Annotated in this window: 22 protein-coding genes; 7 read left to right on the plus strand and 15 right to left on the minus strand. The window is 69.4% G+C overall.

Going from position 1 to position 25,211, the window contains the following annotated elements; genetic code table 11:
- Together ACQPYZ_RS24655 and ACQPYZ_RS24660 are read right to left on the minus strand one after the other, a co-directional pair.
- Entirely contained in the window at positions 1 to 1,098 is a 1,098-nt protein-coding gene (locus ACQPYZ_RS24655) for a WD40/YVTN/BNR-like repeat-containing protein (protein WP_433160272.1), read from the minus strand.
- A 12-nt stretch (positions 1,099 to 1,110) separates the two neighbouring features.
- Entirely contained in the window at positions 1,111 to 2,043 is a 933-nt protein-coding gene (locus ACQPYZ_RS24660; protein ID WP_433160274.1) for a 2-hydroxyacid dehydrogenase, read from the minus strand.
- A 70-nt stretch (positions 2,044 to 2,113) separates the two neighbouring features.
- Between ACQPYZ_RS24660 and ACQPYZ_RS24665 the strand changes: the two genes are divergently transcribed.
- Together ACQPYZ_RS24665 and ACQPYZ_RS24670 are read left to right on the plus strand one after the other, a co-directional pair.
- On the plus strand, positions 2,114 to 3,493 hold the full coding sequence (locus ACQPYZ_RS24665) for an FAD-binding oxidoreductase (protein ID WP_433160275.1): 1,380 nt from the start codon (positions 2,114 to 2,116) through the stop codon (positions 3,491 to 3,493).
- Positions 3,490 to 4,776 (plus strand): class I SAM-dependent methyltransferase, encoded by a 1,287-nt coding sequence (locus ACQPYZ_RS24670; RefSeq protein WP_433160277.1) that lies wholly within the window; start codon positions 3,490 to 3,492, stop codon positions 4,774 to 4,776. The genes ACQPYZ_RS24665 and ACQPYZ_RS24670 overlap by 4 nt, the downstream gene beginning before the upstream one ends.
- Before the next feature lie 116 nt (positions 4,777 to 4,892).
- On the opposite strand, the gene ACQPYZ_RS24675 is transcribed toward ACQPYZ_RS24670, so the two are convergent.
- The 3 genes from ACQPYZ_RS24675 to ACQPYZ_RS24685 form a co-directional block, all read right to left on the minus strand.
- On the minus strand, positions 4,893 to 5,465 hold the full coding sequence (locus ACQPYZ_RS24675) for a hypothetical protein (RefSeq protein ID WP_433160279.1): 573 nt from the start codon (positions 5,463 to 5,465) through the stop codon (positions 4,893 to 4,895).
- A gap of 101 nt (positions 5,466 to 5,566) precedes the next feature.
- The gene (locus ACQPYZ_RS24680) at positions 5,567 to 5,923 is read right to left on the minus strand and encodes a hypothetical protein (protein WP_433160281.1); all 357 of its coding nucleotides are present in this window, start codon (positions 5,921 to 5,923) and stop codon (positions 5,567 to 5,569) included.
- A complete protein-coding gene (locus tag ACQPYZ_RS24685) occupies positions 5,920 to 7,128 on the minus strand; it encodes a polymorphic toxin-type HINT domain-containing protein (protein ID WP_433160283.1) in 1,209 nt (402 codons plus the stop codon). Before ACQPYZ_RS24685 ends, ACQPYZ_RS24680 begins: the two co-directional genes overlap by 4 nt.
- 634 nt (positions 7,129 to 7,762) lie before the next feature.
- On the opposite strand from ACQPYZ_RS24685, the gene ACQPYZ_RS24690 reads away from it, so the two are divergent.
- The 3 genes from ACQPYZ_RS24690 to ACQPYZ_RS24700 all read left to right on the plus strand — a co-directional run bounded on the left by ACQPYZ_RS24690 (position 7,763) and on the right by ACQPYZ_RS24700 (position 10,775).
- Entirely contained in the window at positions 7,763 to 8,830 is a 1,068-nt protein-coding gene (locus ACQPYZ_RS24690; RefSeq protein WP_433160285.1) for an LLM class flavin-dependent oxidoreductase, read from the plus strand.
- Positions 8,831 to 8,861: 31 nt separating this feature from the next.
- Positions 8,862 to 10,010: a PQQ-dependent sugar dehydrogenase gene (locus tag ACQPYZ_RS24695; RefSeq protein WP_433160287.1), complete on the plus strand. Its 1,149-nt coding sequence runs from the start codon at positions 8,862 to 8,864 to the stop codon at positions 10,008 to 10,010.
- 216 nt (positions 10,011 to 10,226) lie between these two features.
- Positions 10,227 to 10,775, plus strand: coding sequence for a general stress protein (locus tag ACQPYZ_RS24700; RefSeq protein WP_433160289.1), 549 nt, complete (start codon positions 10,227 to 10,229; stop codon positions 10,773 to 10,775).
- 238 nt (positions 10,776 to 11,013) lie between these two features.
- Here the strand turns inward: ACQPYZ_RS24700 and gatB are convergent, their stop codons facing one another.
- The 3 genes from gatB to gatC are packed head-to-tail and all read right to left on the minus strand — an operon-like array spanning position 11,014 to position 14,308.
- On the minus strand, positions 11,014 to 12,510 hold the full coding sequence (gene gatB / locus ACQPYZ_RS24705) for an Asp-tRNA(Asn)/Glu-tRNA(Gln) amidotransferase subunit GatB (protein WP_433160291.1): 1,497 nt from the start codon (positions 12,508 to 12,510) through the stop codon (positions 11,014 to 11,016).
- Positions 12,507 to 14,012: an Asp-tRNA(Asn)/Glu-tRNA(Gln) amidotransferase subunit GatA gene (gatA, locus tag ACQPYZ_RS24710; protein ID WP_433160293.1), complete on the minus strand. Its 1,506-nt coding sequence runs from the start codon at positions 14,010 to 14,012 to the stop codon at positions 12,507 to 12,509. The genes gatB and gatA overlap by 4 nt, the downstream gene beginning before the upstream one ends.
- On the minus strand, positions 14,012 to 14,308 hold the full coding sequence (gene gatC, locus ACQPYZ_RS24715; protein ID WP_433160295.1) for an Asp-tRNA(Asn)/Glu-tRNA(Gln) amidotransferase subunit GatC: 297 nt from the start codon (positions 14,306 to 14,308) through the stop codon (positions 14,012 to 14,014). Before gatC ends, gatA begins: the two co-directional genes overlap by 1 nt.
- A gap of 224 nt (positions 14,309 to 14,532) precedes the next feature.
- On the opposite strand from gatC, the gene ACQPYZ_RS24720 reads away from it, so the two are divergent.
- Positions 14,533 to 15,180, plus strand: coding sequence for an ACT domain-containing protein (locus ACQPYZ_RS24720; protein ID WP_433160297.1), 648 nt, complete (start codon positions 14,533 to 14,535; stop codon positions 15,178 to 15,180).
- A 72-nt stretch (positions 15,181 to 15,252) separates the two neighbouring features.
- On the opposite strand, the gene ACQPYZ_RS24725 is transcribed toward ACQPYZ_RS24720, so the two are convergent.
- Both ACQPYZ_RS24725 and ACQPYZ_RS24730 read right to left on the minus strand, forming a co-directional pair.
- Positions 15,253 to 15,477, minus strand: coding sequence for a hypothetical protein (locus ACQPYZ_RS24725; RefSeq protein WP_433160299.1), 225 nt, complete (start codon positions 15,475 to 15,477; stop codon positions 15,253 to 15,255).
- 20 nt (positions 15,478 to 15,497) lie between these two features.
- On the minus strand, positions 15,498 to 16,487 hold the full coding sequence (locus ACQPYZ_RS24730) for a hypothetical protein (RefSeq protein ID WP_433160301.1): 990 nt from the start codon (positions 16,485 to 16,487) through the stop codon (positions 15,498 to 15,500).
- Between the two features lie 75 nt (positions 16,488 to 16,562).
- Between ACQPYZ_RS24730 and ACQPYZ_RS24735 the strand changes: the two genes are divergently transcribed.
- The gene (locus ACQPYZ_RS24735; protein WP_433160302.1) at positions 16,563 to 16,913 is read left to right on the plus strand and encodes a hypothetical protein; all 351 of its coding nucleotides are present in this window, start codon (positions 16,563 to 16,565) and stop codon (positions 16,911 to 16,913) included.
- A 144-nt stretch (positions 16,914 to 17,057) separates the two neighbouring features.
- On the opposite strand, the gene ligA is transcribed toward ACQPYZ_RS24735, so the two are convergent.
- Genes ligA through ACQPYZ_RS24760 form a run of 5 tightly spaced genes read right to left on the minus strand, consistent with a single transcriptional unit; the run spans position 17,058 to position 25,101 of the window.
- The gene (gene ligA / locus ACQPYZ_RS24740) at positions 17,058 to 19,187 is read right to left on the minus strand and encodes an NAD-dependent DNA ligase LigA (protein ID WP_433160304.1); all 2,130 of its coding nucleotides are present in this window, start codon (positions 19,185 to 19,187) and stop codon (positions 17,058 to 17,060) included.
- A 30-nt stretch (positions 19,188 to 19,217) separates the two neighbouring features.
- Positions 19,218 to 20,198 (minus strand): methionine synthase vitamin-B12 independent, encoded by a 981-nt coding sequence (locus tag ACQPYZ_RS24745; protein ID WP_433160306.1) that lies wholly within the window; start codon positions 20,196 to 20,198, stop codon positions 19,218 to 19,220.
- Positions 20,195 to 21,286, minus strand: coding sequence for a tRNA 2-thiouridine(34) synthase MnmA (gene mnmA / locus ACQPYZ_RS24750; RefSeq protein ID WP_433160308.1), 1,092 nt, complete (start codon positions 21,284 to 21,286; stop codon positions 20,195 to 20,197). Before mnmA ends, ACQPYZ_RS24745 begins: the two co-directional genes overlap by 4 nt.
- A complete protein-coding gene (locus ACQPYZ_RS24755) occupies positions 21,286 to 22,488 on the minus strand; it encodes a cysteine desulfurase family protein (protein ID WP_433160309.1) in 1,203 nt (400 codons plus the stop codon). The genes mnmA and ACQPYZ_RS24755 overlap by 1 nt, the downstream gene beginning before the upstream one ends.
- A gap of 48 nt (positions 22,489 to 22,536) precedes the next feature.
- The gene (locus ACQPYZ_RS24760) at positions 22,537 to 25,101 is read right to left on the minus strand and encodes an ATP-binding protein (RefSeq protein WP_433160311.1); all 2,565 of its coding nucleotides are present in this window, start codon (positions 25,099 to 25,101) and stop codon (positions 22,537 to 22,539) included.
- Positions 25,102 to 25,211: the final 110 nt, after the last annotated feature.

Raw genomic sequence — 25,211 nt, forward strand, 5'->3', positions numbered from 1 at the left:
TCAGCCCACGACGGCGGCGCGGACGGTCAGCACGTCCGGGAGGTGCCGCGCGACCTCGGTCCAGGTGTCGCCCGCGTCGGCGCTGGCGTAGACGCAACCGTCCCGCGTCCCGACGTACACCCCGGCCGGGTCGGCCGCGTCCGTGCACATCGCGTCCCGGAGGACCGGCGCGTACGACGGCACGTCGGGCAGCCCGTCCGACAGCGGCTCCCAGGTCGACCCGGCGTCGCGCGACCGGAACACCCGGCACTTGGCGTCGGTGGGGATCCGGTTCCCGTCGGCGATCAGCGGGAAGACGTACACGGTCTCCGGCTCGTGCGGGTGCACCGCGATCGGGAACCCGAAGTCCGACGGCAGCCCGTCCGCGATCGACTCCCACGACTTCCCGCCGTCGTCGGTCCGGTAGACGCCGTGGTGGTTCTGCGCGAACATCCGCTCCGGTACGTCGGGATGGGCGGCCAGCTTGTGGACGCACTGGCCGAACTCCGGATACGGGTCAGGGAAGAAGTACGCCTTGATGCCCTGGTTGGCGGGCGACCACGACGCGCCGCCGTCGGTCGTCTGGTAGACGCCGCCGGTCGACATCGCCACGCTCACGCGGCCCGGATCGGTCGGGTGCGGCAGCACTGTGTGCACCGCCTGACCGCCGAACCCTTCGCCCCACTCCTTGCGGTGCGGGTGGTCCCACAGGCCGCGGACGAGCTCGAACGTCACTCCCCCGTCGGTCGACTTCCACAGCGCGGACGGCTGGGACCCGGCGTACACGACACCCGGCTGGTCGGACGGGGCCGGCTGGATCTGCCAGACCCGCTCGAGCGAGGTGTCGGCGTCCTCGGGGAACCCGATCGACCCCTCCGGCGGCTCGTCCCAGGTCGTGCCCAGGTCGTCGCTGTGGAAGACGGCCGGCCCCCAGTGCTCGCTGGTCCCACCGGCGAACACGCGCGGGCGGTCACCGCGGGTGTCGACGCCGACGGCGTACACCCCCTGCATCTCGAACTGCGGCACCGGCCCGTCGAGGGTCCACTCCCGGCGCGCGGCGTCGCTGCGGCCGATCCAGAGCCCTTTCTTGGTCCCGATCAGCAGTACGGCTTCGGACATCGTTGTCCTCCCTTATCGCGGTGGACCCCCCACCACGTTGATCAACGGTTCGCCGGCGGCGTACCGCTCCAGCTGGGCCCGCACCAGCCGGGCCACCCGCGGCGCGAACGCCGTCGAGGCACCCCCACGGTGCGGGTTGATCAGCACATTCGGAGCGGACCACAGCGGATGCCCGGCGGGCAACGGCTCGGGATCGGTCACGTCCAGCGCGGCCCGGATCCGGCCGGTCGCCAGCTCGGCGAGCAGGGCGTCGGTGTCGACGATGACGCCGCGGGCGACGTTCACCACCAGGGCGCCGTCCTTCAGGCGGGCCAGGAACCCGGCGTCCACCAACCCGCGGGTCTCGTCGGTCGCCGGCGTCAGCAGCACGACGACGTCCGCGAGCGGGAGCAACTCCGGCAGCTCGGTGATCGGGTGCACGCCGTCGCGCGGCCGGCGCGCGACCCGGATGATCTCGCACTCGAACCCGGTCAGCCGCCGCTCCAGCGCCTCGCCGATCGACCCGTACCCGAGGATCAGCACCGTCCGGTCCGCGAGCGAGTCGTCCATCTCGTCGTACGACGCCGGCCACACCTGCCGGTCCTGGTTGCGGACCGCCCGCGGGAGGCGACGGTACGACGCCAGGATCAGGCCGACCGCGAGCTCGGCGGTCGAGGCGTCGTGGACCCCACGCGCGTTGCACAGGGTCACCCCCTCGGCGAGATGCGGCAGCACGTTCTCGAACCCGGCGGTCTGCAGCTGGACGACCTTCAGCGCGGGCAGGTCGCGGACGATCTCGACCACGTCGGAGCCGCCCATGTACGACGGGACGTAGAACTCCACCCGGTCGAGTGAGGCCGGCGGCTCACCACCGGCGTACCACTCCACGTCGAACCCCGCGGGCACCCCACCGAGGGTGGAGTCCGCGTCCTTCCACGGGAGCCACGCCAGCACCTGATCAGCCATGCCCTGAACCTACTCGCCTGCCTGGACATTTTTCATCCCGTCGTCCACAGGTTCGTCGTACATTGGATCGGTGCCTTCGACATCGGATCTGGCCAGGACCGTCGATCACGATCAGGCCGTGGGGCGGTTGCGTGCGTCGTACCAGCGCATCCCGCAGGGGGAGCCGGTACGGCTGGCGAAGCGCAGCTCGAACCTGTTCCGGCCGCGGACCGAGATCGGCCGGCCCGGGCTGGACGTGTCCGGGCTGACCGGGGTGATAGGCGTCGATCCGGCCGCGCGGACCGCCGACGTCCAGGGCATGTGCACGTACGAGGACCTCGTCGCCGCGACCCTCCCGCACGGCCTGACGCCGATGGTCGTGCCGCAACTGAAGACCATCACGCTCGGCGGCGCGGTGACCGGGCTCGGCATCGAGTCGTCGTCGTTCCGGGCCGGCCTGCCGCACGAGTCCGTGCTCGAGCTCGACGTCCTCACCGGCGCGGGCGCGATCGTCACCGCCCGGCCCGAGGGTGAGCACGCGGAGCTGTTCCGCACGTTCCCCAACTCCTACGGCACGCTCGGCTACGCCACCCGGCTGAAGATCGAGCTCGACCGGATCTCGCCGTACGTCGCCCTCCGGCACGTGCGGGTCGGCCTCGACCGGCTGGCTCCGGTGATCGAGGAGATTGTTGCCTCCGGCATGTACGAGGGCGAGCCGGTGCACTTCGTCGACGGGGTCGCGTTCAGCCCGTCGGAGGCGTACCTGACACTCGGGCGCAACAGCGACGCCGCGGTGCGGACCAGCGACTACACCGGTCAGCAGATCTACTACCGCTCGATCCAGCAGCGCCAGACCGACTTCCTCACCGCGCACGACTACCTGTGGCGCTGGGACACCGACTGGTTCTGGTGCTCGGCAGCCTTCGGTGCCCAGAAGCCGTTGGTACGGCGGCTCTGGCCCCGACGCTGGCGGCGGAGCGACGTGTTCCACAAGATCGTCGGCTTCGAGAACCGGCACCAGGTCGCCGCGCGCCTCAACCGCCGACGCGGCCACGCGGACCGCGAACGCGTCGTCCAGGACGTCGAGATCCCGGTCGGCCGGTTGGCCGGCTTCCTGCGCTGGTTCGACGCCGAGGTCGGGATGCGTCCGGTCTGGCTGTGCCCGCTGCGGCTCCGCGGTACGACGTCCTGGCCGTTGTACCCCCTCGAGCCCGGGACGACGTACGTGAACGTCGGCTTCTGGGGCACCGTGCCGATCGCTCCCGGCGCGGCCGACGGTGACGTCAACCGTCGGATCGAGGCCGCCGTGGCCGACTTCGACGGCCACAAGTCCTTGTACTCCGACGCGTACTACGACCGGGACACGTTCGACCGGCTGTACAACGTCCCGGCCCTGACAGCGGTGAAGAAGCGCTACGACCCCGACGCCCGGCTCACCGGGCTCTACGAGAAGGCGGTGACACGCCGATGACCACCCTCGAGACCCGTGTCTCGATCGCCGAGGCTCTGACGACCGTGACTCCCGACGGGCTGCCGTTCCGCTTCACGGCGTACGACGGCAGCGCGACCGGACCGGAAGACTCCCAGATCCACATGCACCTGGCCTCCGAACGTGGACTGTCCTACGTGCTGACCGCACCCGGGGATCTCGGACTGGTCCGTGCGTACGTCATGGGTGACCTGGAGATCACCGGCGTCCACCCTGGCAACCCGTACGCGCTCATGCAGATGATGCTCAACCAGGTGCACTTCCGGCGGCCGGCGCCGGCCGAGGCGCTGCGGATCGTCCGCGGGCTGGGCTGGAGCCACCTGAAGCCGCCGCCTCCCCCGCCGCAGGAGCACCTGCCGCGGTGGCGCCGTACGTTCGAGGGACTGCGGCACTCGCGGACCCGGGACAAGGCCGCCATCCACCACCACTACGACGTGTCGAACCGGTTCTACGAGTGGATCCTCGGCCCGTCGATGACATACACGTGCGCGGTCTACCCGTCGCTGGACGCGACGCTCGAGGAGGCGCAGTACGAGAAGTACGACCTGGTCGCGCGCAAACTCGACCTGCGCCCGGGGCAACGACTTCTCGACGTCGGCTGCGGCTGGGGCGGCATGGTCCGGCACGCGGCCCGCGAGTACGGCGTCCAGGCGCTCGGCGTCACGCTGTCGGCGTCCCAGGCCGAGTGGGCGACCGACGCGATCAAGCGCGAGGGGCTGGAGGACCGCGCCGAGGTACGTTTCCTCGACTACCGCGACGTCGCCGAACGCGACTTCGACGCAATCAGCTCGATCGGCCTCACCGAACACATCGGCGTGCGCAACTACCCGGCGTACTTCGGTTTCCTGCTCGACCGCCTCAAGCCGGGCGGCCGCCTGCTGAACCACAGCATCACCCGGCCGGACAACCGCTACCGACCGGTCGGCGCGTTCATCGACCGCTACATCTTCCCCGACGGCGAACTGATCGGCTCCGGCCGGATCATCTCCGAAGCCCAGGACGCCGGCTTCGAGGTCCGCCACGAGGAGAACCTCCGCGAACACTACGCCCTCACCCTCGCCGCCTGGTCCGACAACCTCGTCCACCACTGGGACGACGCCGTCGCCGAAGTAGGCCACCCCACCGCCAAGATCTGGGGCCTCTACCTGGCCGCCTGCCGCGTAGGCTTCGAACGCAACACCACCCAACTCCACCAAATACTCGCCACAAAACTCGACGACAACGCCAACGCCCACTTCCCGCTACGCCCCACCTGGCTCAGCTGACACCGGAGACCACAGCCTAGGGAGAAGAAACTACCGAGGCAGGATCTCCAGCTACCGTCCGACACCTTCCGCACTGATGCGAACACCTCCGCTGCCGCGTTCACCCTGGCGACCACTCAACCCAACTCATTGATCGACTGGACTTCATGCAGCAATTTCTGAACTATTACATGAGCCCCAAGGCCGGGGTGCCTATGTGTCAGCATCGCGACCTCACTGAGAACGAAAGCCTTGACGCTGTCGACGAACGCACCGTAGCCCACTGCGATCAACACTGAGTCAAGCGTGCTCGAGATTGTTACCGAGCCATCGTCACTGCGCTCGAAGAAGATCACCTCGTCGACCTCCGTGAACGCGTATTCATATGCCTGACCTGCAACCAAACGCCGACATGCCTCAAGAGTCGAACCCGCGAAATGCAATGCTGGGACGGAACCAACGGACGACGAGATGACCGCATCGTCAAGACCGATTCTCACATCACCTGAAAAGTAATACCATAAGAGGTCCTCCGACGACGCTACTGACGGATCCTTCCGTCGCTCCCATCCCGGGAGGTATTCATTCAGACGATGTTCAATTTCCAAAGTTACCCAGATTCTCCCTTGCTCGGATGCATCGCCGGCGCCATCACCTGTCTGGGCAGGGCGAGCTGCGCTGCGCACCAGTATCATGGCGGTGAGCACCACCGGTGAACAGTTCTTTATCGGCTTGCTGATGGATGTTCGTAGGACGAGTACCACGGTGAACGGATGAGGTACAAGACGCACCGACTGGGGCGCCGTAGACGCTACGCGACTGGCGACAACGAGGCTGCCAAGGCATTTGCGACCTCTATGGCCTGCTCACGAAAGAACCCGAGACGCAGATAAAATTCTTCCTCGCTTTGCATCATCAACGCAGCACCCACGAGCACTGAATAGATTACGTGTAGCTCTTCTATGGCTAACAGAGCGTCTTCCGCCAGAGCCTTCTCCATGATATTTGAAGCAACTGCTTGACCAACACCGAAGCGAACGACAGAATCGCTTGCGTCAGGCCGATCTTGTACGAAGAGGCCAACCGACCTCAATAGCGATCGTTGAGTGTCAGTGAAGTCAACCCGGTATTTCTCCCCGAGCCGAACTGTCGCCACCGTGGTTCTCATTCGACATACCTGCCACTCGTGAACGCGCTTTGACTGAATCGGTATCCATGGATCATGTAGGAATTCTGAACGATCAGGACGCCCCTCGAGCCATCGTAGCCAACACGTGCGCCGGTTCGCGAATCAGTATGCGTCAACCGTCCGCGCCATGATCCGAAGTAGTCGCCGAGTGCACCAGGATCGTGACCGATGCCGGGAATCTCATGGTCACGCGCTGTCGCGGAACCGTCGTGCATCCGCTGGACCTGGTAGTCGACCCCTTCCGCCACGTCCGCACCATGGGAATCCGAAATTCGTTCGTACGCGTCATCGTTCAATCCGCCAGCTACGGGGTCACGTTCCTTGCAGTTATGCACAAGCAGACCGCCGCTACCCACAACATAGTAAGTGTGGATGTTTCGGACGGTGAGGTTATGGACCCTCGAGGTAGCTTTGTAACGCGTGATCGAACCGACTTTCGGGAGCTGACTCGGGTTGGACGCAGCGAGTTCATCTCCTGCCACAAGCTCAGTCGCGTCCACCCAGCGATTCAGTCGTGGCAGGTAGAACGGGTGTCCCGCAGTGGCGGTGATCGTAGCCATGTGGGTGCCGCCATCGACCGAAGCCGTCGCTATTTCCAGGTCAACAAGATCCTTGGGGCCCTCGCCGATGATAGTTCGTACCACGGGTTCGGCCGAAGTCTTGCCCGTGACCGGATCTGTAGCGAGAACCTTGTCGTTGAGTTCGAGTTGCTCGATAGGTTTCTTGGTACCGTCGCCAAGAATCACCAACGTGCCGGGCGCGAAGGAATTGGCGACGCAGCTAGCAGCCTTGAGTTCTTCTTCGGCTTTGCGGAGACCCTTGATGCCGTCGACAGCTTCGCCGACCAAGGCCTTGATTCGGCCGATCAGCTTCCACGCCTTCTTTGCGTGGAAGGCATATTTGGTGATGAGTTTGCCGGCTATGCCGCCGGCGAAGGAGGAGAGGACGGTGACGCCGGTGGCGACGCAGGCGCCGACGTCGCCGTTGGTGAAGCAGTTGAGTGCGTCGGTGATGCCTAGTTCGTCGGCGACGATCTTGACGAGGTCTTTGATGACCTTCTTGGCCTCGCGGTGCTTCGTGATCTTCTGGACCTGTTCACGCTCTTCGCGCTTCTTGACGGTGCGGTCCGGCTCTTCTTTGGTGTCGAGCCAGTGCTGGAACTCGTTGTCGGTCCAGTTCTCCATGATCGCTCAGACAGATCAGGAGCTCGGTGGGTTCGTCCGGGTCGTCACCGTGGATGGTCACGAGGTTCGAGGTCGCCGCGACCGGTAGAACCAACTCGAACGTGCCGGCGGGGTCGTAGATCCTCAAGCTTTTACGGGGCAGTTCCAGCTCGCCGCGGAACAGCTCAGACAGATGCGCCGGAGCGACCTCGCGTGACACGCAAACGACGGTGACAGGTCCGCTGGCGGCCTGCTGGGCCGAGACATAGATCGAGTCCCTGCCCGCGTGCACCGGCTCGACGGCAGCATTCCAGTCCGCATGATCGTCAACGCTGTCCGGCGACGCCACAACCAGGAGCCCGTAGGGAAGCCTCGCAAAGCCCCCGCCAAGGAGGTCCTCCTGCCCGACTCCATATCTAGCCTGGAGGAAACTCATAGCATCCCTGCACAATCCCATCCACTTAGCCACCGTGTTGCCGAGTGTGAACCGTCCCGGGTTTGATCCACGCTCTGTTATGTGAGCGCGACCGGCTGGTCAGCTCGGGTTGTGCATAGTAGTCGGCTTGGTTTCGGTCTCGGGGCTCATGTGTGGTTTGCATGGAGAGGGTGGGGAGTTGGCATTGGACGGGGTGGTGGGGGCGGGGGACGGTGGGGGATGGGTGTTGAGTTTGGGGTGTTGGTGGATGTTCGGGAGGGGGCGTATGGCGAGGAGACGGTTGAGGGGGTGGTTCGGGCTGAGGGGTTAGGGTTTGCGGGGGCTTGGTTGTCGGAGCATCACTTGACGGGGGACGGGATGTTGCCGGCGCCGTTGGTGATGGCGGGGGTGTTGGTGGGGCGGACTTCGCGGATTCGGGTGGGGACGAACATTCTGGTGTTGCCATTGCATCAGCCGTTGCGGGTGGCTGAGGAGGTGGCGGTGCTGGATCGGGTGTCCGGGGGGCGGGTAATGCTCGGGGTGGGGCAGGGGTATTCGGAGCGGGAGTTCGCGGCGTTCGGGGTGGATCGGCGGCGGCGTGGGGCGTTGCTCGAGGAAGGCGTCGAGCTCATCCGGTGGGCGTGGGCAGGTGATCCGGCGCCGGCAGGCAATCCCGCGTGGGCGGGAGGTCCGGCGTCGGAAGGAGGTCCGGCGGCGGCAGGCAATCCCGCGTCGGCAGCAGGTTCGGCGGCGGGAGATGCGGCGCCAGCAGGCGATCTGGTCGCGGAGGGAGGGGCGGCGTGGGTGGGTGGGGAGGTGACGCCTCGGCCGGGGGGTCAGGTGCCGGTCTATGTGGCGGGGGTGACCGCGGCTGGGTTGCGGCGGGCGGCTCGGATTGGGGACGGGGTGATCGTGTACTGCGCGACGCCGAAGGATCTGGTCGCGCGGAGGCAGCTGCTCGACGAGGTTGTCGACAATCCGCCGCCGTTGATCTGCACCGGGATCATGCACGTGGACGAGGACGCGGATCGGGCGTGGGCGGACGCGGCTCCCGGGATCGCGTACCTGGAGGGTGAGATCGCGTCGTACGGCGGGACCGAGCCGCCGGCGCTCAACCGGGCGGACTACCTCGTGGGTACGCCGGACGACGTCGCCGAGCGGTTGATCGCGCTGCACGCGGCGACCGGGTTCGTCCACTTCGCGCACTGGCTCCGGCTGCCGGGGATGTCGCACGAGGTCGCGATGCGGTCTCTCGAATTGGTCGCGGGTCGGGTGATTCCCGCCGTACGGGCTGGTGTGAGCCGCTAACTTGGGAGGCACATCGACCTGAGGAGACGGCGTGAAGGCTCGTGCAGCGGTGATGGTGGCGGCGCTCGCGTTCGTGGCCGGGTGTTCGGACGACGGCGGCGAGCCGTCCGGTTCGGGGACGTCGGCAACCAGCCCCAGCAGTACTACGCCCACGCCGACGAGCCCCGGTACGACGTCCGCGCCGCCGCGGACCACGCCCACCGCACAGGGCCCGGTGAAGCTGGCCGTGGCCTCAACGGTCGCCACCGGGATCGAGGTGCCGTGGGGGCTCGCGTTCCTGCCCGACCAGAGCGCGCTGGTGACCGAGCGCGACTCGGCGAAGGTCAAGCGGATCGCCGGTGGCCGGGTGAGCGAGGTGGGTGAGGTCGACGACGTGGACCCGTCATCCGAGGGTGGACTGCTCGGGCTGGCCGTCGACCCGCAGTACCCGAGCCGCCCCTACGTGTACGCGTACTACAGCGCCGGCGGCGACAACCGGATCGCCCGGCTGACGTACCGGGACAACCGGCTCAGCGACCAGCAGGTGATCCTGGACGGGATCCCGGAGGCGTCGATCCACAACGGCGGCCGGCTCCGGTTCGGGTCCGACGGTTTCCTGTACGCCGGGACCGGCGACGGCGGCGACCGGCCGAACTCGCAGAACGACGGCTCGCTGGGCGGGAAGATCCTGCGCATCACCACCGACGGCAAGGCGGCCCCGGGCAATCCGGGCGGGCGGCTGTGGTTCTCGAAGGGTCACCGGAACGTCCAGGGTCTGGCCTTCGACGGGAACCAGTTGTACGCCGCCGAGTTCGGGCAGAACACGTGGGACGAGCTGAACACGATCACCTCCGGCGCGAACTACGGCTGGCCGGCCGCGGAGGGGATCGAGACCGTGGACGGGATGACGAATCCGATCGCGCAGTGGCGCACGGACGAGGCGTCGCCGTCGGGGATCGCGTTCGCCCAGGGACACGTGTTCATGGCGTCGCTGCGGGGTGAACGGCTGTGGGCGATTCCGGTTGCCGGAGGCAAACGAACAGGTGAACCGCAGGCGTTCTTCACGAACGAGCTCGGCCGGCTGCGGACGGTCGAGACCGCGCCGGACGGCTCGCTCTGGCTGACCACCTCGAACACCGACGGCCGCGGCGACACCCGCGACGGCGACGACCGCATCCTCCGCATCACCATCAGCCGCTGACCCCGCATCACCATCAGCAGCTGATCCCGAGCACTACTAGTCGCTGACCCCGACCACCGTCAGCCGCTGATCCCGAGCACCGTTAGCCCCTGATCCCGACCACCGTCAGCGGCTGATCCCGCGACATCCTGGCCCTCTTCGCGCCAACCGTTTAAGGGCTTTGGTCGTCTGGTACTTGTGGAGAGAGCCCACAGCGCCAGAGGAGGATTGATAGTGATGCGGCCCGACCAGGTGTCCGTCGTACCCAGCAGTGTGATCGCTTCCGTCGGCAGCTTCGAGGACGCTCAGCGGACAGCGGACTATCTGCGAAGTTTCGGGATGGACGCGGGGTCGCTGAGCATCGTCGGGGCCGATCTGCGACAGGCGCGAAAACGGCAGGCCGTGCCGGTCGTCAAGCTCACCGCCGCGGGTGCACTGCGGGGCGCCGTGCTCGGGTTGCTGGCCGGGGTGTTCGTCACGCTGGTCGCCGAGACCAGCCTGACCGGGCTCGCCGTGGTCGTCTGGGGTTTCGTGTACGGCGGCCTGCTCGGCACGCTGCACGGACTCTTCCGCGGGCTGATCCGCAACCGCCCGGACGCTGTCGAGACCGAGGTAGTGCCGACCCGCTACGAACTCCGCTGCCCGGCCGACGAACTGTCCGTCGCCCACACGCTCCTCACGACCGCCGGCGCCACCGACTACACCGCAGACGCCGACCAAGCCCCAGTCGAGCAAGAGGTCGTCGCCGAGCCGGAGGAACGCACCGAACACAAGCGCGCAGCCTGACGTCAGGATCTAGAGCCGGCCGACCGGCCGGCTCCAGATCCCAGCAGTCGGTAAGCCGGGCTACTCCGGTTGAAGCACACGCCCGACCCGCTCGGGCTTGCAGACCGTCGGCGCCCGGCCCGCCGGTTCCGGGTCGTGTAAGAGGTCGGTCCTGAGCCGGCGGAGCGTACCGAGCACAATCGCGCGGCTCGACAACCAGAAACCCCGGAGCCGGACTAGGGCCGGCTCCGGGTCTGGCTCAGATTCCCAGCTTGGTGTTGAGGAGTTCGCGGACTTTGGCTGCGTCGGCTTGGCCGCGCATGTCTTTCATGACGGCGCCGATCAGGGCGCCGGCGGCGGCCGGTTTGCCGGAGTTGACCTTCTCGACGACGTCCGGGTTGGCGGCGATCGCGCGGTCGATGGCTTCGATCAGGGCGGAGTCGTCCGAGACCAGGGCGAGCCCGCGCTTCTCGATGATCTCGGCCGGCGTGCCCTCGCCCTTGATCAGGCCGTCGAACACCTGCCGCGCGAGCTTGTCGTTCAGTGAGCCCGCGTCGACCAGCTTCTGCACCTCGGCGACCTCGGCCGGGCCGACGCCGAGCGCGTCCAGCTCCTGGCCGGACTCGTTCGCCGCCCGGGCCAGCTCGCCCAGCCACCACTTCTTCGCCGCGGCCGGCGTGACGCCGAGCTCGACCGTCTTCACGATCGGCTCCAGCGCGTTGCCGTTGACGACGTCGCGCATCTCCAGGTCGGTGAAGCCCCACTGCTCCTGCAGCCGGACCCGCCGCAAGGAAGGTGCCTCCGGCAACGACGAGCGGATCTCCTCGACCCACTCGCGGGTCGGGGCGACCGGGACCAGGTCGGGCTCGGGGAAGTACCGGTAGTCCTCCGCGTCCGACTTCTCCCGGCCGGACGTGGTGATGCCGGTGTCCTCGTGCCAGTGCCGGGTCTCCTGCACGACCTTGCCGCCACCGGACAGGACGGCCGCCTGCCGGGTGATCTCGTAGGTGATCGCACGCTCGACCGAGCGGAACGAGTTCACGTTCTTCGTCTCGGTCCGCGTCCCCAGGACCGTGGAGCCCTTCGGCTTCAGCGAGACGTTCGCGTCGCAGCGCAGGGATCCCTGGTCCATCCGGACGTCGGAGACGTCGAGCGCGAGCAGCAGGTCCCGGAGCATGCTGACGTACGCCCGGGCGACCGCGGCGGCCTTCTCGGCCGGCACCTCGATCGTCTTGGTGACGATCTCGATCAGCGGGATACCGGCCCGGTTGTAGTCGACCAGCGAGTGCGAGGCGCCGTGGATCCGGCCGGTCGCGCCACCGACGTGGGTGGACTTGCCGGTGTCCTCCTCCATGTGCGCGCGCTCGATCTCGATCCGGTACGTCTCGCCGTCGACGACCACCTCGGTCCAGCCGTCGTACGCGATCGGCTCGTCGTACTGCGAGGTCTGGAAGTTCTTCGGCATGTCCGGGTAGAAGTAGTTCTTCCGGGCGAACCGGCACCACTCGGCGATCTGGCAGTTCAGCGCCAGACCGATCTTGATCGCGGACTCGACCGCGCGCGCGTTCACCACCGGCAGCGCGCCCGGCAGGCCGAGACAGACCGGGCAGGTCTGCGTGTTCGGCGGCGCGCCGAACACGGTCGGGCAGCCGCAGAACATCTTCGACTTCGTGTTCAGCTCGACGTGGACCTCGAGGCCCATCACCGGGTCGTACTGCGCCAGCGCGTCGCCGATCTCGAGAACGTCGACGGTCATCGGGTCACCTCCAGCTCCGGAGCCTGTGCCATCAGGACGCCGCCCCACTGCTCGGCCAGGGCGGCCTCGAGCGCGGAGCCGACCTGGTACAGCAGGTCGTCGCGCATCACCGGGGCCATCACGTGGAAGCCGACCGGCAGGTTGTCCTCGTCGGCCAGGCCGCACGGGAACGACGCGGCCGCGTTGCCGGCCAGGTTGACCGGGATCGTGCACAGGTCGTTCTTGTACATCGCGATCGGGTCGTCGGCGCGGTCGCCGACCGGGAACGCGGTCGTCGGCGTGGCCGGCGAGACCAGGACGTCGACCTGCTCGTAGGCGTTGGCGAAGTCGCGCTGGATCAGCGTCCGGACCTTCTGCGCCTGGCCGTAGTAGGCGTCGTAGTACCCACTGGACAGGGCGTGCGTGCCGAGCATGATCCGCCGCTTGACCTCGTCGCCGAAACCGGCCTCGCGGGTCAGGCTCATCACCTTCTCCGCGCTGTTCTCGCCGTCGTCGCCGACGCGCAGCCCGTAGCGCATCGCGTCGAACTTGGCCAGGTTGGACGAGGCCTCGCTCGGCAGGATCAGGTAGTACGCCGGCAGCGCGTACTCGAAGTGTGGGCAGGAGACCTCGACCACCTCGGCGCCGAGCTTGGTGAGCAGCTCGACCGCCTCGTGGAAGCGGGCCTCGACACCCGGCTGGTAGCCCTCACCGCCGAGCTCCTTGACCACGCCGATGCGCAGACCGTTCACGTCCGCACGCCGGGCGGCCTCGACCACCGGCGGAACGTCCTGCTTGATCGACGTGGAGTCCATCGGGTCGTACCCGGCGATCGCCTCGTGCAGCAGCGCGGTGTCGAGCGTCGTGCGCGCACACGGACCAGGCGTGTCGAGCGACGACGCCAGCGCGATCAGCCCGTACCGCGACGTACCGCCGTACGTCGGCTTGACACCGACCGTGCCGGTGAACGCACCGGGCTGCCGGATCGAGCCGCCGGTGTCGGTGCCGATCGCGAGCGGCGCCTCGTACGCCGCGACCGCGGCCGACGACCCGCCGCCGGAACCACCCGGGATCCGGCTCAGGTCCCACGGGTTGTGGGTGGTGAAGTACGCCGAGTTCTCCGTGGAGGAGCCCATCGCGAACTCGTCCATGTTGGTCTTGCCGAGGATGACGATGCCGGCCGCCTTCAACCGCTTGACCACGGTCGAGTCGTACGGCGGCTTCCAGCCCTCGAGGATCTTCGAGCCGGCCGTGGTCGGCACACCCTCCTGGGTGAGCACGTCCTTGAGGGCGAGCGGGACGCCGGCGAGCGGGCCGAGCTCCTCCCCCGCCGAACGCTTCCGGTCCACCTCGGCCGCCTGCGCCAGCGCGCCCTCGGTGTCCACGTGCAGGAACGCGCGCACGGACGAGTCGACGGCGGCGATCCGGTCCAGGTGGGCCTGGGTGATCTCCACCGAGCTGGCCTGGCCGGACGTCATCAGCTCGCCGAGCTCGACCGCGGTCTTGCGGGTCAGGTCACCCATCAGTCCTCCTCCAGGATCCGCGGCACCCGGAAACGCTGCTCCTCCGCGGCCGGAGCGCCGGACAGCGCCTGCTCCGGCGTGAGGCACGGCACGTTCTCGTCCGGCCGCATCACGTTGGTGATCGGCAGGGCGTGCGAGGTCGGCGGGATGTCGTCCGCGGCCACCTGGCTGACCTGCCCGACCAGGGCGATGATCTGGTCGAGCTGGGGAGCGAGGTGGTCGAGCTCGGCGTCGGTGAGCTCGATCCGCGCCAGTCGCGCCAGGTGCGCGACCTCTTCGCGGGTAATCGATGGCATGAACTGATCCAATGGTTTCGCAGGATGACCGGGCTGGTTTCCGACCGGACCCGGCCATCCTAGTGGGCTCGTGTGACGCTCGTGTTGCCTCGGTCCCGGTGCTGTGGACAACGCCGGACCGGCCGCCGGATGGACGGGCCGGGCGTGTCCTCGCGCTCCGCTCTGTAACATTGGCGGCGACAAGGCGTTACGCGCACGGTGATGGGCTGGGAGATGATCGTTCGGTGTTCCTGCTGCGCTTGATCATCCCGGACCGCCCCGGTTCGCTGGGCACGGTGGCCACCGCCCTCGGCGAGGTGAACGCCGACATCCACGCGATCGAGATCGTCGAGCACCGCCGCGAGAACGGCACGGCCGTCGACGACATCGTGGTCGACCTGCCGCCCGGTGTGCTGCCCGACCGCCTGGTCTCCGCCTGCAACGGCGTGCCCGGCGTCGAGGTCATCTGGTTCTCCCGGTACGGCGCCGGCGGTGGACTGCACATGGACCTCGAGGCCGTCGAGCAGATGACGTCCGCGCCCGCCGACGCGATCGACATCCTGGTCGAGCAGTCGCCCGCGGTGCTGCACGCCGACTGGGCCGCTCTGCTGGACGGTACCGGCAGCGAGGTGAAGGTCGCGCTGGAGACGAGCGCGACGCCGGAGTTCGGTGACATGGCCGAGGCGTGGTTGCCGCTGGAGAAGGCGTCGACGCTGGCGGCGCCCGATCAGCACAAGGGGCTGGCGGAGTCGGTGCTCGTCGCCGCGCCGCTGGAGTCCGGCCACCGGATCCTCGTGATCGGCCGGCGCGGCGGGCCCGAGTTCCTGGGCTCCGAGGTCGCCCGCCTCAGCTACCTGGCCTCCCTCGCCGTCACCATCCGCGCCACCGCGTAACCGCGCGCGGCGCGAAGGTCGTCGTACAGCCAGAAACCCCTCTCCGTGGACGGAGAGGGGTTTCTGTGGTGGCTAGCTGAAGCGGAAGTAGGCGAAGGTCCAGAGGCCGGCCAGGATCAGCAGGACCACGACGCCGACCAGGACGACGATCAGGATCGTCTGGCCGTTGCTGCCGCTGCGGTCCGGGAGGTCGAACTGGGTCGGCCCCCACGGACCGCCGCCGTCGACCCGCTGGAGTGCCTCGGGCGGCGGCGTGACCACCGTCCGGGACTCCCGCTTCTCCTTGGGGAACTTCATCCGACTCCCGTCGTACCGGCTCAGACGTAGAAGGACTCGTACTCGATCTCGATCTCCGACCTCGCGTAGGTGTCGTCCTTGTCCGCGATGATGTTGACCCGCCACCCGGCGACATAGGCAGAGTACGCCTTGCCGTCACTGTGCGCCTGCAGGTACGCCTTCAGGGCCGCGATGTCCTCACCCTTGATCGCGCCGAACGCGTCGTTGACCGCCGCCGGGAACGCCTTCTTGACGTCCTCCGGCTCGCCCGACGCGCTCACCTCGACGCTCCGCAGGCCTTCGCCCTTGGTGCCGTAGGAGTAGACCCGCTGGGTGCCGTACTTGCCGACCTTCTTGCTGCAGGAGGTCGTGCAGACGTAGTTCTTCGCCTTCAGCGCGGCGACCAGCTGCTCCGCGGTGGTGTCGAAGCTCTTCCGGGGCAGGTCGAAGGAGTCCGAGCCGGACTTCCCGCCGGACAGCTCGAGCCGGTCACCGGAGTGCGACAGCTCGAACTCGCCCCAGGTGCTGCCGACCTTCTGCGACTTCTGCCCGGTCTTGACCGCGTCCTGGATCTTCTTCACCTCGCTGCCGCCGAAGGTGTCGTTGCCGATCGCCTGCAGCGCCGAGTCGAAGGTGACCCCGGCGTTGTTGACGTTCTCCCGGTTCGTCGACAGCAGCTTGACGCCGATGATCGTGCCGTCGGGCTGGAACTGGAAGATCGCCTCGGCCGCGGTCGGACCGTCGTACTTGAAGCAGCCGCGGTGCGCGCCCTGGCCGGTGTTGAACAGGTCGCTGCACTGGTAGCCGTCGCCCTGCAGCTTCTCGGTCGCCGTCTTGGCCTGACCGGTCGCGTTGCCGAGCGAGCCGTTGTTCTCGCCGCCGTTGGACGGTTCGCCGGTCGGCTCGGTGGACTGCGAGGTCGTCGGGCCGGCCTCGGGCTCGTCGTCACCGCCGAGCGCCTTGACACCGAGGAACACGAGCAGGCCGATCAGCACGATGCCGACCACGCCACCGCCGATCAGCAGCGGCATCTTGTCCTTGCCGAACCCACCGGAACCGCCCGAGCCGCCGCCCTGCGGCTGCCACTGCGGCTGACCCTGCTGCTGGTGCCAGCCACCTTGCTGCTGGGAGCCCTGCTGACCCCACGGCTGCTGCTGGTAGGAGCTACCGCCCTGCTGCGGGGAACGCTGCCCCCAGCCGCCCTGGCCGCCCTGACCCGGCTGACCCTGGCCCGGCTGACCGTGGGACGGCTGGCCCGGCTGCGGCCGCCCGGGCTGTTGCTGACCCGGCTGCTGGCCCGGCTGCTGACCCCACCCGCCGCCTTGCTGCGGAGGCTGGCCCTGCTGCGGAGGTTGCTGGGGCTGCTGCGGGCGCTGGCCCCAGCCGCCACCACCCTGACCTGGCGGCTGTTGTCCCCAGCCACCCTGGCCTCCCTGACCCCCGTGCTGCCCGCCTGACTGGCCCCCCGGCTGCCCAGGACCCCACGGTCCCTGCGGCGGCGTCGTCATATTCGCTCCTTCTGACCCACGTGTCGACGTGCAAAACTAACAGTCCGACGGCTCAGGCCGGCCGTCGGATCCACCGGTCCGTGGACGTGTTTCCTAACCGTCGCCGGGCTCGGGCGTGCTCGCGACCTTCGACGCCGCGTCGGCGCCGTCGTCGAGCAGGACCTGGAAACCGGCCGCGTCCAGAATGGGAACGCCGAGCTGGACGGCCTTGTCGTACTTCGATCCCGGCGAGTCACCGACGACGACGAACGACGTCTTCTTCGAGACCGAACCGGCCGCCTTGCCGCCACGGGACACGATCGCCTCGGTCGCCTCGTCCCGGCTGAAGCCCTCGACCGTGCCGGTCACGACGATCGAGAGCCCGGCGAGGGTCTGCGGCACGCTCGGACCGGTGCGCTCCTGGCGCAACTGGACGCCGGCCGCCTTCCACTTGTCCACAATCGCCTGGTGCCAGCCGACCTGGAACCACTCGATCACCGCATGGGCGATGGTCGGCCCGACCCCCTCGATCCCGGACAGCTCCTCCTCGCTCGCCGCCCGGACGGCCTCGATGTCGTCGTACACCGCGGCCAGGGCCTGCGCCGCGGTCGGGCCGACGTGCCGGATCGACAACGCGACCAGGCCACGGGCCAGCGGCTGGGTCTTGGCGGTCTCGAGGTTCGCCAGCAGGCGCTGGGCGTTCGCCGACAGCGAGCCGGCCTTGGTGGTGAAGAAGGCACTGCGCGCCAGGTCGTCGGCGGTCAGCCCGAAGAGGTCGCCCTCGTCGGTGATCAGGCCGTCGCCGATCAGCGCGTCCGCGGCCTTGAACCCGAGCACCTCGATGTCGAACCCGGACCGCCCGGCCAGGTGGAAGATCCGCTCCCGCAGCTGCGCCGGGCAGGACTGCGCGTTCGGGCAGCGGATGTCGACGTCGCCCTCCTTCATCGGCCGCAGCGCGGTGCCGCAGGACGGGCAGGTCACCGGCATCACGAACTCGCGCGCCTCGTCCGGGCGCAGCTCGACCACCGGCCCGAGGATCTCCGGGATCACGTCCCCTGCCTTGCGGAGGACGACGGTGTCCCCGATCAGGACGCCCTTGCGCTTTACTTCCTGGGCGTTGTGCAGGGTCGCGAACTCGACCGTCGACCCGGCCACCCGGACCGGCTCCATCCGCCCGTACGGCGTGACCCGGCCGGTGCGGCCGACGTTCACCTCGATGTCGAGGAGCTTCGTGGTGACCTCCTCCGGCGGGTACTTGTACGCGATCGCCCAGCGCGGCGCGCTCGAGGTCGACCCGAGCGCGCGCTGCAGGTCGACCTCGTCCACCTTCACCACGACACCGTCGATCTCGTGGTCGACCGAGTGCCGGTTCTCGCCGTAGTACGCGATGAACTCGTTGACCTGGTCGAGCGTCTCCACCTTGCGCGCGCGGTCGCTGACCGGCAGGCCCCAGGCCTTGAGCTGTTCGTACGCCGACGACAGCCGGTCGACGTGGTAGCCGTCGACCCGGCCCAGACCGTGGACGACGAACCGCAGCGGGCGGCTCGCGGAGACCCGCGGGTCCTTCTGCCGCAGCGAGCCCGCGGCGCTGTTGCGCGGGTTGGAGAACGGGTCCTTGCCGGCCTCGACCAGCTGCGCGTTCAGCTCCTCGAAGTCCTCGACCCGGAAGTACACCTCGCCGCGGACCTCGAGGAAGGCCGGCAGGTCCTTGCCCTGCAGCTGGTTCGGGATGCTCTTGATGGTGCGGACGTTCAGCGTGACGTCCTCACCGGTGCGGCCGTCGCCGCGGGTCGCGCCGGTGACGAGCTTGCCGTTCTCGTAGACCAGGTCGAGGGCGAGACCGTCGACCTTGAGCTCGCAGAGGAAGCCGCTGTCGTGGATCTGCCGGACCGTGACCTCGCGCTCCAGCCGCTTCGCCCACGCCTCCATCTGCTCGGCGGAGAACGCGTTCGCCAGGCTCTCCATCCGGGTCGGGTGCTGCACCGGGGTGAACAGGGTGGAGATCGGGATGCCGACCTTCTGCGTCGGCGAGTCCGGCGTGCGGAGCTCGTTGTACTGCTCCTCGAGCCCCTGCAGCTCGTGCATGAGCGCGTCGAAGTCGGCGTCCGAGATGGTCGAGGAGGCCAGGTAGTACCTGACCCGGTGCTCCTCGATCTCCTGGCTCAGGGCGGCGTGCCGCTCGCGCACCTCCGGCGGCGCGGCGGGCTGTTCGGCGGCAGTCGTCTCCGGGATCTCCGTGCTCATGACCCGAATTTACCGCCGGGCACCGACGTTTCAGGTGTTCTCGGCAGCCTCGGCGACGACGTCGGCGGTCCGGCGGAGCAGGTCGAGTCGCTGCCGGGCGTCGGCCGTCGACGGGGAGGCCGCGAGACCGCAGGCCGGGGTGATCACGACCTGCTTCAGCAGCTCCGGGTCCAGGCCGAGCTCGCGCCAGCGGCGTACGAGTGGATCGGCGGCCTTCTCCGGGTCGGGGATCGGGCCGGTGGTCGGGATCAGGCCGGCGTAGACGGTCGTGCCGGCTTCCGCTGCCAACGCGAGCTGGTCCCAGGCCGCGGGGTTGAGAAGTGAGATGTCCACGGCGATTCCGGAGGCGCCGGCCTTGGTGAAGACCTCGATCGGTGGTCGCGCGGCGCAGCAGTGCACGACTGTGGGTGCCGCGGTCGTCAACAGGCTCAGCAACTCCACAGCGCCCGGTCCGTCGACCGAGCGGTGCTTGCCCCAGCCGGATGCCGTCGGCACGGCTCCCGCGAGTACGGCGGGGAGCGCGGGCTCGTCCACCTGTACGACGACCTCCGCCCCGGGCACCCGCCGCCGTACCGAGGCCACGTGCTCGCTCAGCCCCTGCGCGAGCGCCTCCGCCAGGTCACGCCGGGCGCCGTGGTCGGCGAGCACCTTGTCGCCGCGCGGCAGCTCGACTGTGGACGCGAGGGTCCACGGTCCGGTCAGTTGGACCTTCAGTGGCCCGGTGTAGCCGTCCGCTAGCTCTTCGAGCACATCCAGGTCCTCGGCGAGCAGCGAACGCGCCCGCCGCTGGTCCAGACTCGCCCGCGGGTCACTGCCGCCCGTGAGCCGCCAGCCGACCGGTTGCAGGTCGGCCGCCAGCTCGGTCAGTACGGCGACCGCGCGGCTGACCATGTCGCCGTACGGGCGCGCCGGCAGCTCGGCGAGATACGGGATGTCGACCGCGTCGAGCAGCACCTTCGTCCACTCGCGGAGGTCGTCACCCGGAAGCGAACCCAGGCCGGTCGTGGTCATGCGTGCTGAGCCGCCACGCGCGAGACCGTGTCGATCGTGGCGGAGCCGATGACCCGGGTGCCGTCGTACAGGACGACGGCCTGGCCGGGGGCGACCGCGGACGTGGGCTCATCGAAGGTGACGTGCACCTGGTCGTTCTCGACCCGCGCGGTGACGGCGACCTGCTCACCGTGGGCGCGCAACTGGGCCTTCACGTGCAGCTCCTGCGTCGGCTCCGGGCCGCACCACCGCGGCTTGGACGCGGTCAGCGACGACACCGCGAGCTCCTCCCGCGATCCGACGGTGACCGTGCGGTCGACCGGGCTGATGTCCAGGACGAACCGCGGCTTGCCGTCCGCCGCCGGCGTACCGATCCTCAGGCCCTTGCGCTGGCCGACGGTGAACCCGTGGGTGCCCTGGTGCTCGCCGAGCTTGTTGCCCTGCGCGTCGACGATGTCGCCGGGCGCCTCGCCGAGGTGCTTGCTGAGGAAGCCCGGGGTGTTGCCGTCGGCAATGAAGCAGATGTCGTGGCTGTCCGGCTTGGCCGCGACCGACAGCCCGCGCCGCTCGGCCTCCGCGCGGACCTCCGTCTTCGGCGTGTCACCGAGCGGGAAGAACGCGTGCCGCAACTGCTCCTGCGTGAGGACGCCGAGCACGTAGGACTGGTCCTTCGCCGGGTCGACGGCCTGATGGAGCTCGCGCCCGGCGTCCGTCTCCACGATCCGCGCGTAGTGGCCGGTCGCGACCGCGTCGAAGTCGAGCGCGAGCGCCCGCTCGAGGACGGCGCTGAACTTCACCTTCTCGTTGCAGCGCAGGCACGGGTTCGGCGTGCGGCCGGCGGCGTACTCGCTGACGAAGTCCTCGACCACGTCGGCGTGGAAGCGCTCGGCCAGGTCCCACACGTAGAACGGGATGCCGATCACGTCCGCGGCGCGGCGGGCGTCGCGGGAGTCCTCGATCGTGCAGCAGCCGCGGGCGCCGCTGCGGTAGGACTGCGGGTTGCGGCTCAGCGCCAGGTGCACGCCGACGACGTCGTGCCCGGCCTCGGCCATCCGCGCCGCCGCGACGGCGGAGTCGACCCCGCCGGACATGGCTGCGAGTACCCGCATCAGGTGTTCCTTCCCACGTTCTGCAGACCGGCGGACCTGGCCCGCTCCACCACCGGTCCGATGTTCTCGAGGACCGCGTCGACATCGGCGCGGGTGCTGGTGTGCCCGAGGGTGAACCGGAGCGACCCGCGCGCCCGCTGGTCGTCGTACCCCATGGCCAGCAGGACATGACTGGGCTCGGCGACCCCGGCGTTGCACGCGGACCCGGTGGAGACCTCGATCCCGCGCGCGTCGAGCAGCAGCAACAGCGAGTCGCCCTCGCAGTCGCTGAAGGACAAGTGTGCATTGTTGGGCAAACGGTCGGTCGGGTCGCCGGACAGCTGGGCGCCCTCGATCGTGCCGACCACCCCGTGGACGAGCGCGTCCCGCAGCTCGGTGAGCCGACGCGCCTCGTCGGCCTGGTGCTTGACCGCGTGCTCCACGGCGACCGCGAACCCCGCGGTCGCGGGGGCGTCCAGCGTGCCCGACCGGACGTCGCGCTCCTGACCACCGCCGTGCAGGACCGGCGTCAGCGTCGTCTCCTTGTGCACGACCAGCGCGCCGATCCCGTACGGCCCGCCGACCTTGTGCGCGGACACGGTCATCGCGTCCACACCGAGCTCGGAGAAGTCCACCGGCACCTGCCCGACCGCCTGGACGGCGTCGGTGTGCACCGGGATCTCGTACTCGCGGGCCAGCGCCGCGACCTCCTGGACCGGCTGCAGCGTGCCGACCTCGTTGTTCGCCAGCATCAACGTGACGAAGGACACGGTCTCCGGGTCCTGCTCGACGGCTCGCCGTACGTCGTCCGGCCGCACCCGGCCGAGCTCGTCGACCGGCAGCCACTCGATCTCGGCCTGCTCGTGCTGGGCCAGCCAGACGGCCGGATCCAGGACGGCGTGGTGCTCGATCCCGCTGAGCAGGATCCGGCGGCGGCGCGGGTCCTCGGCCAGGCGGGCCCACCACAGGCCCTTCAGCGCGAGGTTGTCGGCCTCCGTCCCGCCCGAGGTGAACACCACCTCGCTCGGCTGCGCGCCCAGCGCGGCGGCGATCGTCTCCCGGGACTCCTCGACCGTCCGGCGGGCGGCGCGGCCGGAGCCGTGCAGGGACGACGCGTTGCCGGTCCGCGCGAGGTGATGGCTCATCGCCTCGATCGCCGCCGGCAGCATCGGAGTCGTCGCGGCATGGTCCAGGTACACCGTGCGACGGTCGGAAGAAGTCATATCGGATTCAAGGGTATGTCCGCCGCGGTTGTTCCCGCTCCTCGGGCCTCAGCGGTGGGACAGCAGGGTGAGGGTGTAGGCGTGCTCGAACCGGGCGCCGATCCGCTCGAACCGGGCCGCCGCCTCGGTGAGCGCGGCCCGGTCACCGGTCAGCCGCCCCCGGGCGCGCTGCAGCACGGCGTCCGACCAGGCGTTCTCGCTGACGGCGAGCGCGAGGTACCGCTCGGCGTCCGGGTCGCCTGTGGCGGCCGCCAGCTCGGCCCCGGCGGCTCGGGCGTACGGCGCCCACCACGGCTCGGGGAAGTCGGCGAACGCCCGCTCGACCACCTTCCCGGCCTCCTGCGACCCATCGAAGCCGCCGTCCAGGCGCTGGAGCGCGAGGCGGGCGTCGACGAAAGTGGCCGTCGCGACCAGGACCGGAGACTCGGCCGCGTCCCCGACCCGGGCGATCTCCAGCGCGCGGGCCTGCCAGACCGCGTCCTGTCCGGTGCCGAGGAGCCCGTGGGCCAGCGCCGCTGTCGCCGCCGACGACGCCATCCAGGCGCGTGGTGGACAGCCGGCAGCACGCCATCCCGTCCACATCACCTCCGCCGCCTCGACGGCCTCCGCGAACAGCCCGCTGAGCGCGAACGCGCGGATCTTGCGCGGAGCGGTGATGTACGGATGCCCGTGGACCGGGTCGTCGGTCACCCGGGCCAGCCGGAGGGCCTCGTCCAGGTCGCCGACCGCCACGGCGGTCGTGGACGCGACGTGGAAGGCGTCCACGATCTCAGCGACCGCCCGCGGCTCGTGGTCCGGAAGCGTCGCCGCGAGGTCCAGCCTCTCCTCAGCGGTTCGCCGGGCGTCCGCGAGGCGGCCGGCGTTCGCCAGCGCAACGCTGTACACGTCCAGCGCGTTCATCAGGTCGAGCGGGTCGTTCGCCTGGCGGGCGGCCTCGACCGCCGTCTCCGCGAGCGTCAGATCGGTCCGAGCCACCCAGGCCCGGGCGATCCGGACCGCGACGCTGTCCACGTCGTCGGGTATCAGTCCGGCGCCACGGTCGTCCGGGACCGGCCCCGGATCGTAGCGGTTCACAATGCTGACCGCGTACGCCGCCGCGTCCGGCCGATCTGCCTCGGCGGCTGCCCGCATCATCAGCTCGAAGGCATGCCTCGCGTCCGCGATCGCCAACGCCGCGTCGGCCGCGTCGCGGAGGTCGTCGTACAGCTGTGCCGCGTCCTCGGCCTGTGCGGCCGCGGTCAGGTAGTGCTCGCGGGCCTCGACGAACCGTTTGCGCGCAAAGGTCAGGTGTGCCAGTCGCCTCGCCAGTCGGTGGGCCTGCGGGCGACGTACGGCGGCGCGGAGGTCGGCGTTCACGAGGTCGAACTCGCTCTGCCAGTCCTCGCCCTGCTCGAGCCGCGCCTCCAGCCGCTCGGCCGTGCTCGCGGCCCAGGCGAGGTGCAGCGCGGCGACCGCGTCGTACTCCGCCCGCTGATCGAGCTCGTCCCGCGCGAAGGCGCGGACGGTCTCCAGCATCCGCCACCGGCTGGTGTGGTCGAGTTGAGTCCGGTGCAGCAGGCTCTTGTCGGTCAGGCGGCCGAGCAGATCGCTCACCTCGGTCCTGCCGGCCGGGCTGAGGGCAACGGCCGCGTCGAGGTCGAACCCACCGGCGAAGACGGCGAGCCGACGGAACAGGTCTCGCTCGGCGTCGTCCAGCAGGTCGTAGCTCCACCCGATGACCTGTGCGAGGGAGTGGTGACGCTCGCTCGGCCCGCGCCCGCCCGTGACGAGCCGCAGCCGGTCGTCCAGCGCGGCCAGCAACCCGTCCGGCCCGAGCGAACCCGCCCGGGCCGCGGCCAGCTCGATCGCCAGCGGCATACCGTCCAACGCCGCACACAGTCGCGCCGCCACGTCGGCTGCCAGCTCAGGCGCGACCAGGGCGACCCTGTCCCGGAAGAGTTGCTCCGCTTCCGACCCGAGCGCCAGCGGCCCCAGCTGAACCGGCCGCTCCCCCGCCACCCCGATGCGCTCCCGGCTCGTCACCAGTACTGCGGTGTCCGGCGCCCGCTCCAGGATGCGCGCCACCAGGTCACCGACCTCGTCCACCAGATGCTCACAGTTGTCGAGGACGAGCAGGGTCCGCCCGCGCCGCAGCCGCTCGAGCAAGGCCTCGACCACGGTCTGCGGCGGCTGCTCCCGTACGCCGAGCGCCTCGGCGACCGCGGCCACCACGAAGCCGGGGCGCACCGGGACCAGGTCGACGAAGGCACCGCCGTACGGATAGCTGCCGCCGATCTCGGCCGCGACCCGCAGGGCCAGGCGGGTCTTGCCGACCCCGCCCGGGCCGAGGAGGCTGACCAGCCGGTTGCTGGCCAGCGCGGCCAGCAGCTCGGTCTGCTCGTTCTCCCGGCCGACGAACGTCGTACCCGGGCCGGCCTGGACATTGAAGTCCGGCTGATCCGCCAGCCCGGCCAGCTCGCGGCGGTCCGCGACGCCGTACTTGCGCAGCAACGACGAGACGTGGCTCTCGACCGTGCGCACGCTGATGTGGAGCCGCCGGGCGATCTGGGCGTTCGAGCGGCCGCCGGCGAGCGCGGCCAGCACCTCGGCCTCGCGTGCGGACACCTCGGTCATCGCCCCATCATGCCCGGCGGGCGGTGCTTTCCGTGGTGGATCCGTGCCGGCCACGGACGACATTCCGTACGCCCGGAGCCGAGCCTGGAGGCACCAACCCGGAACGAACG

The organism is Kribbella sp. CA-247076 (assembly GCF_050942445.1).
Taxonomy (GTDB): Bacteria; Actinomycetota; Actinomycetes; order Propionibacteriales; family Kribbellaceae; genus Kribbella.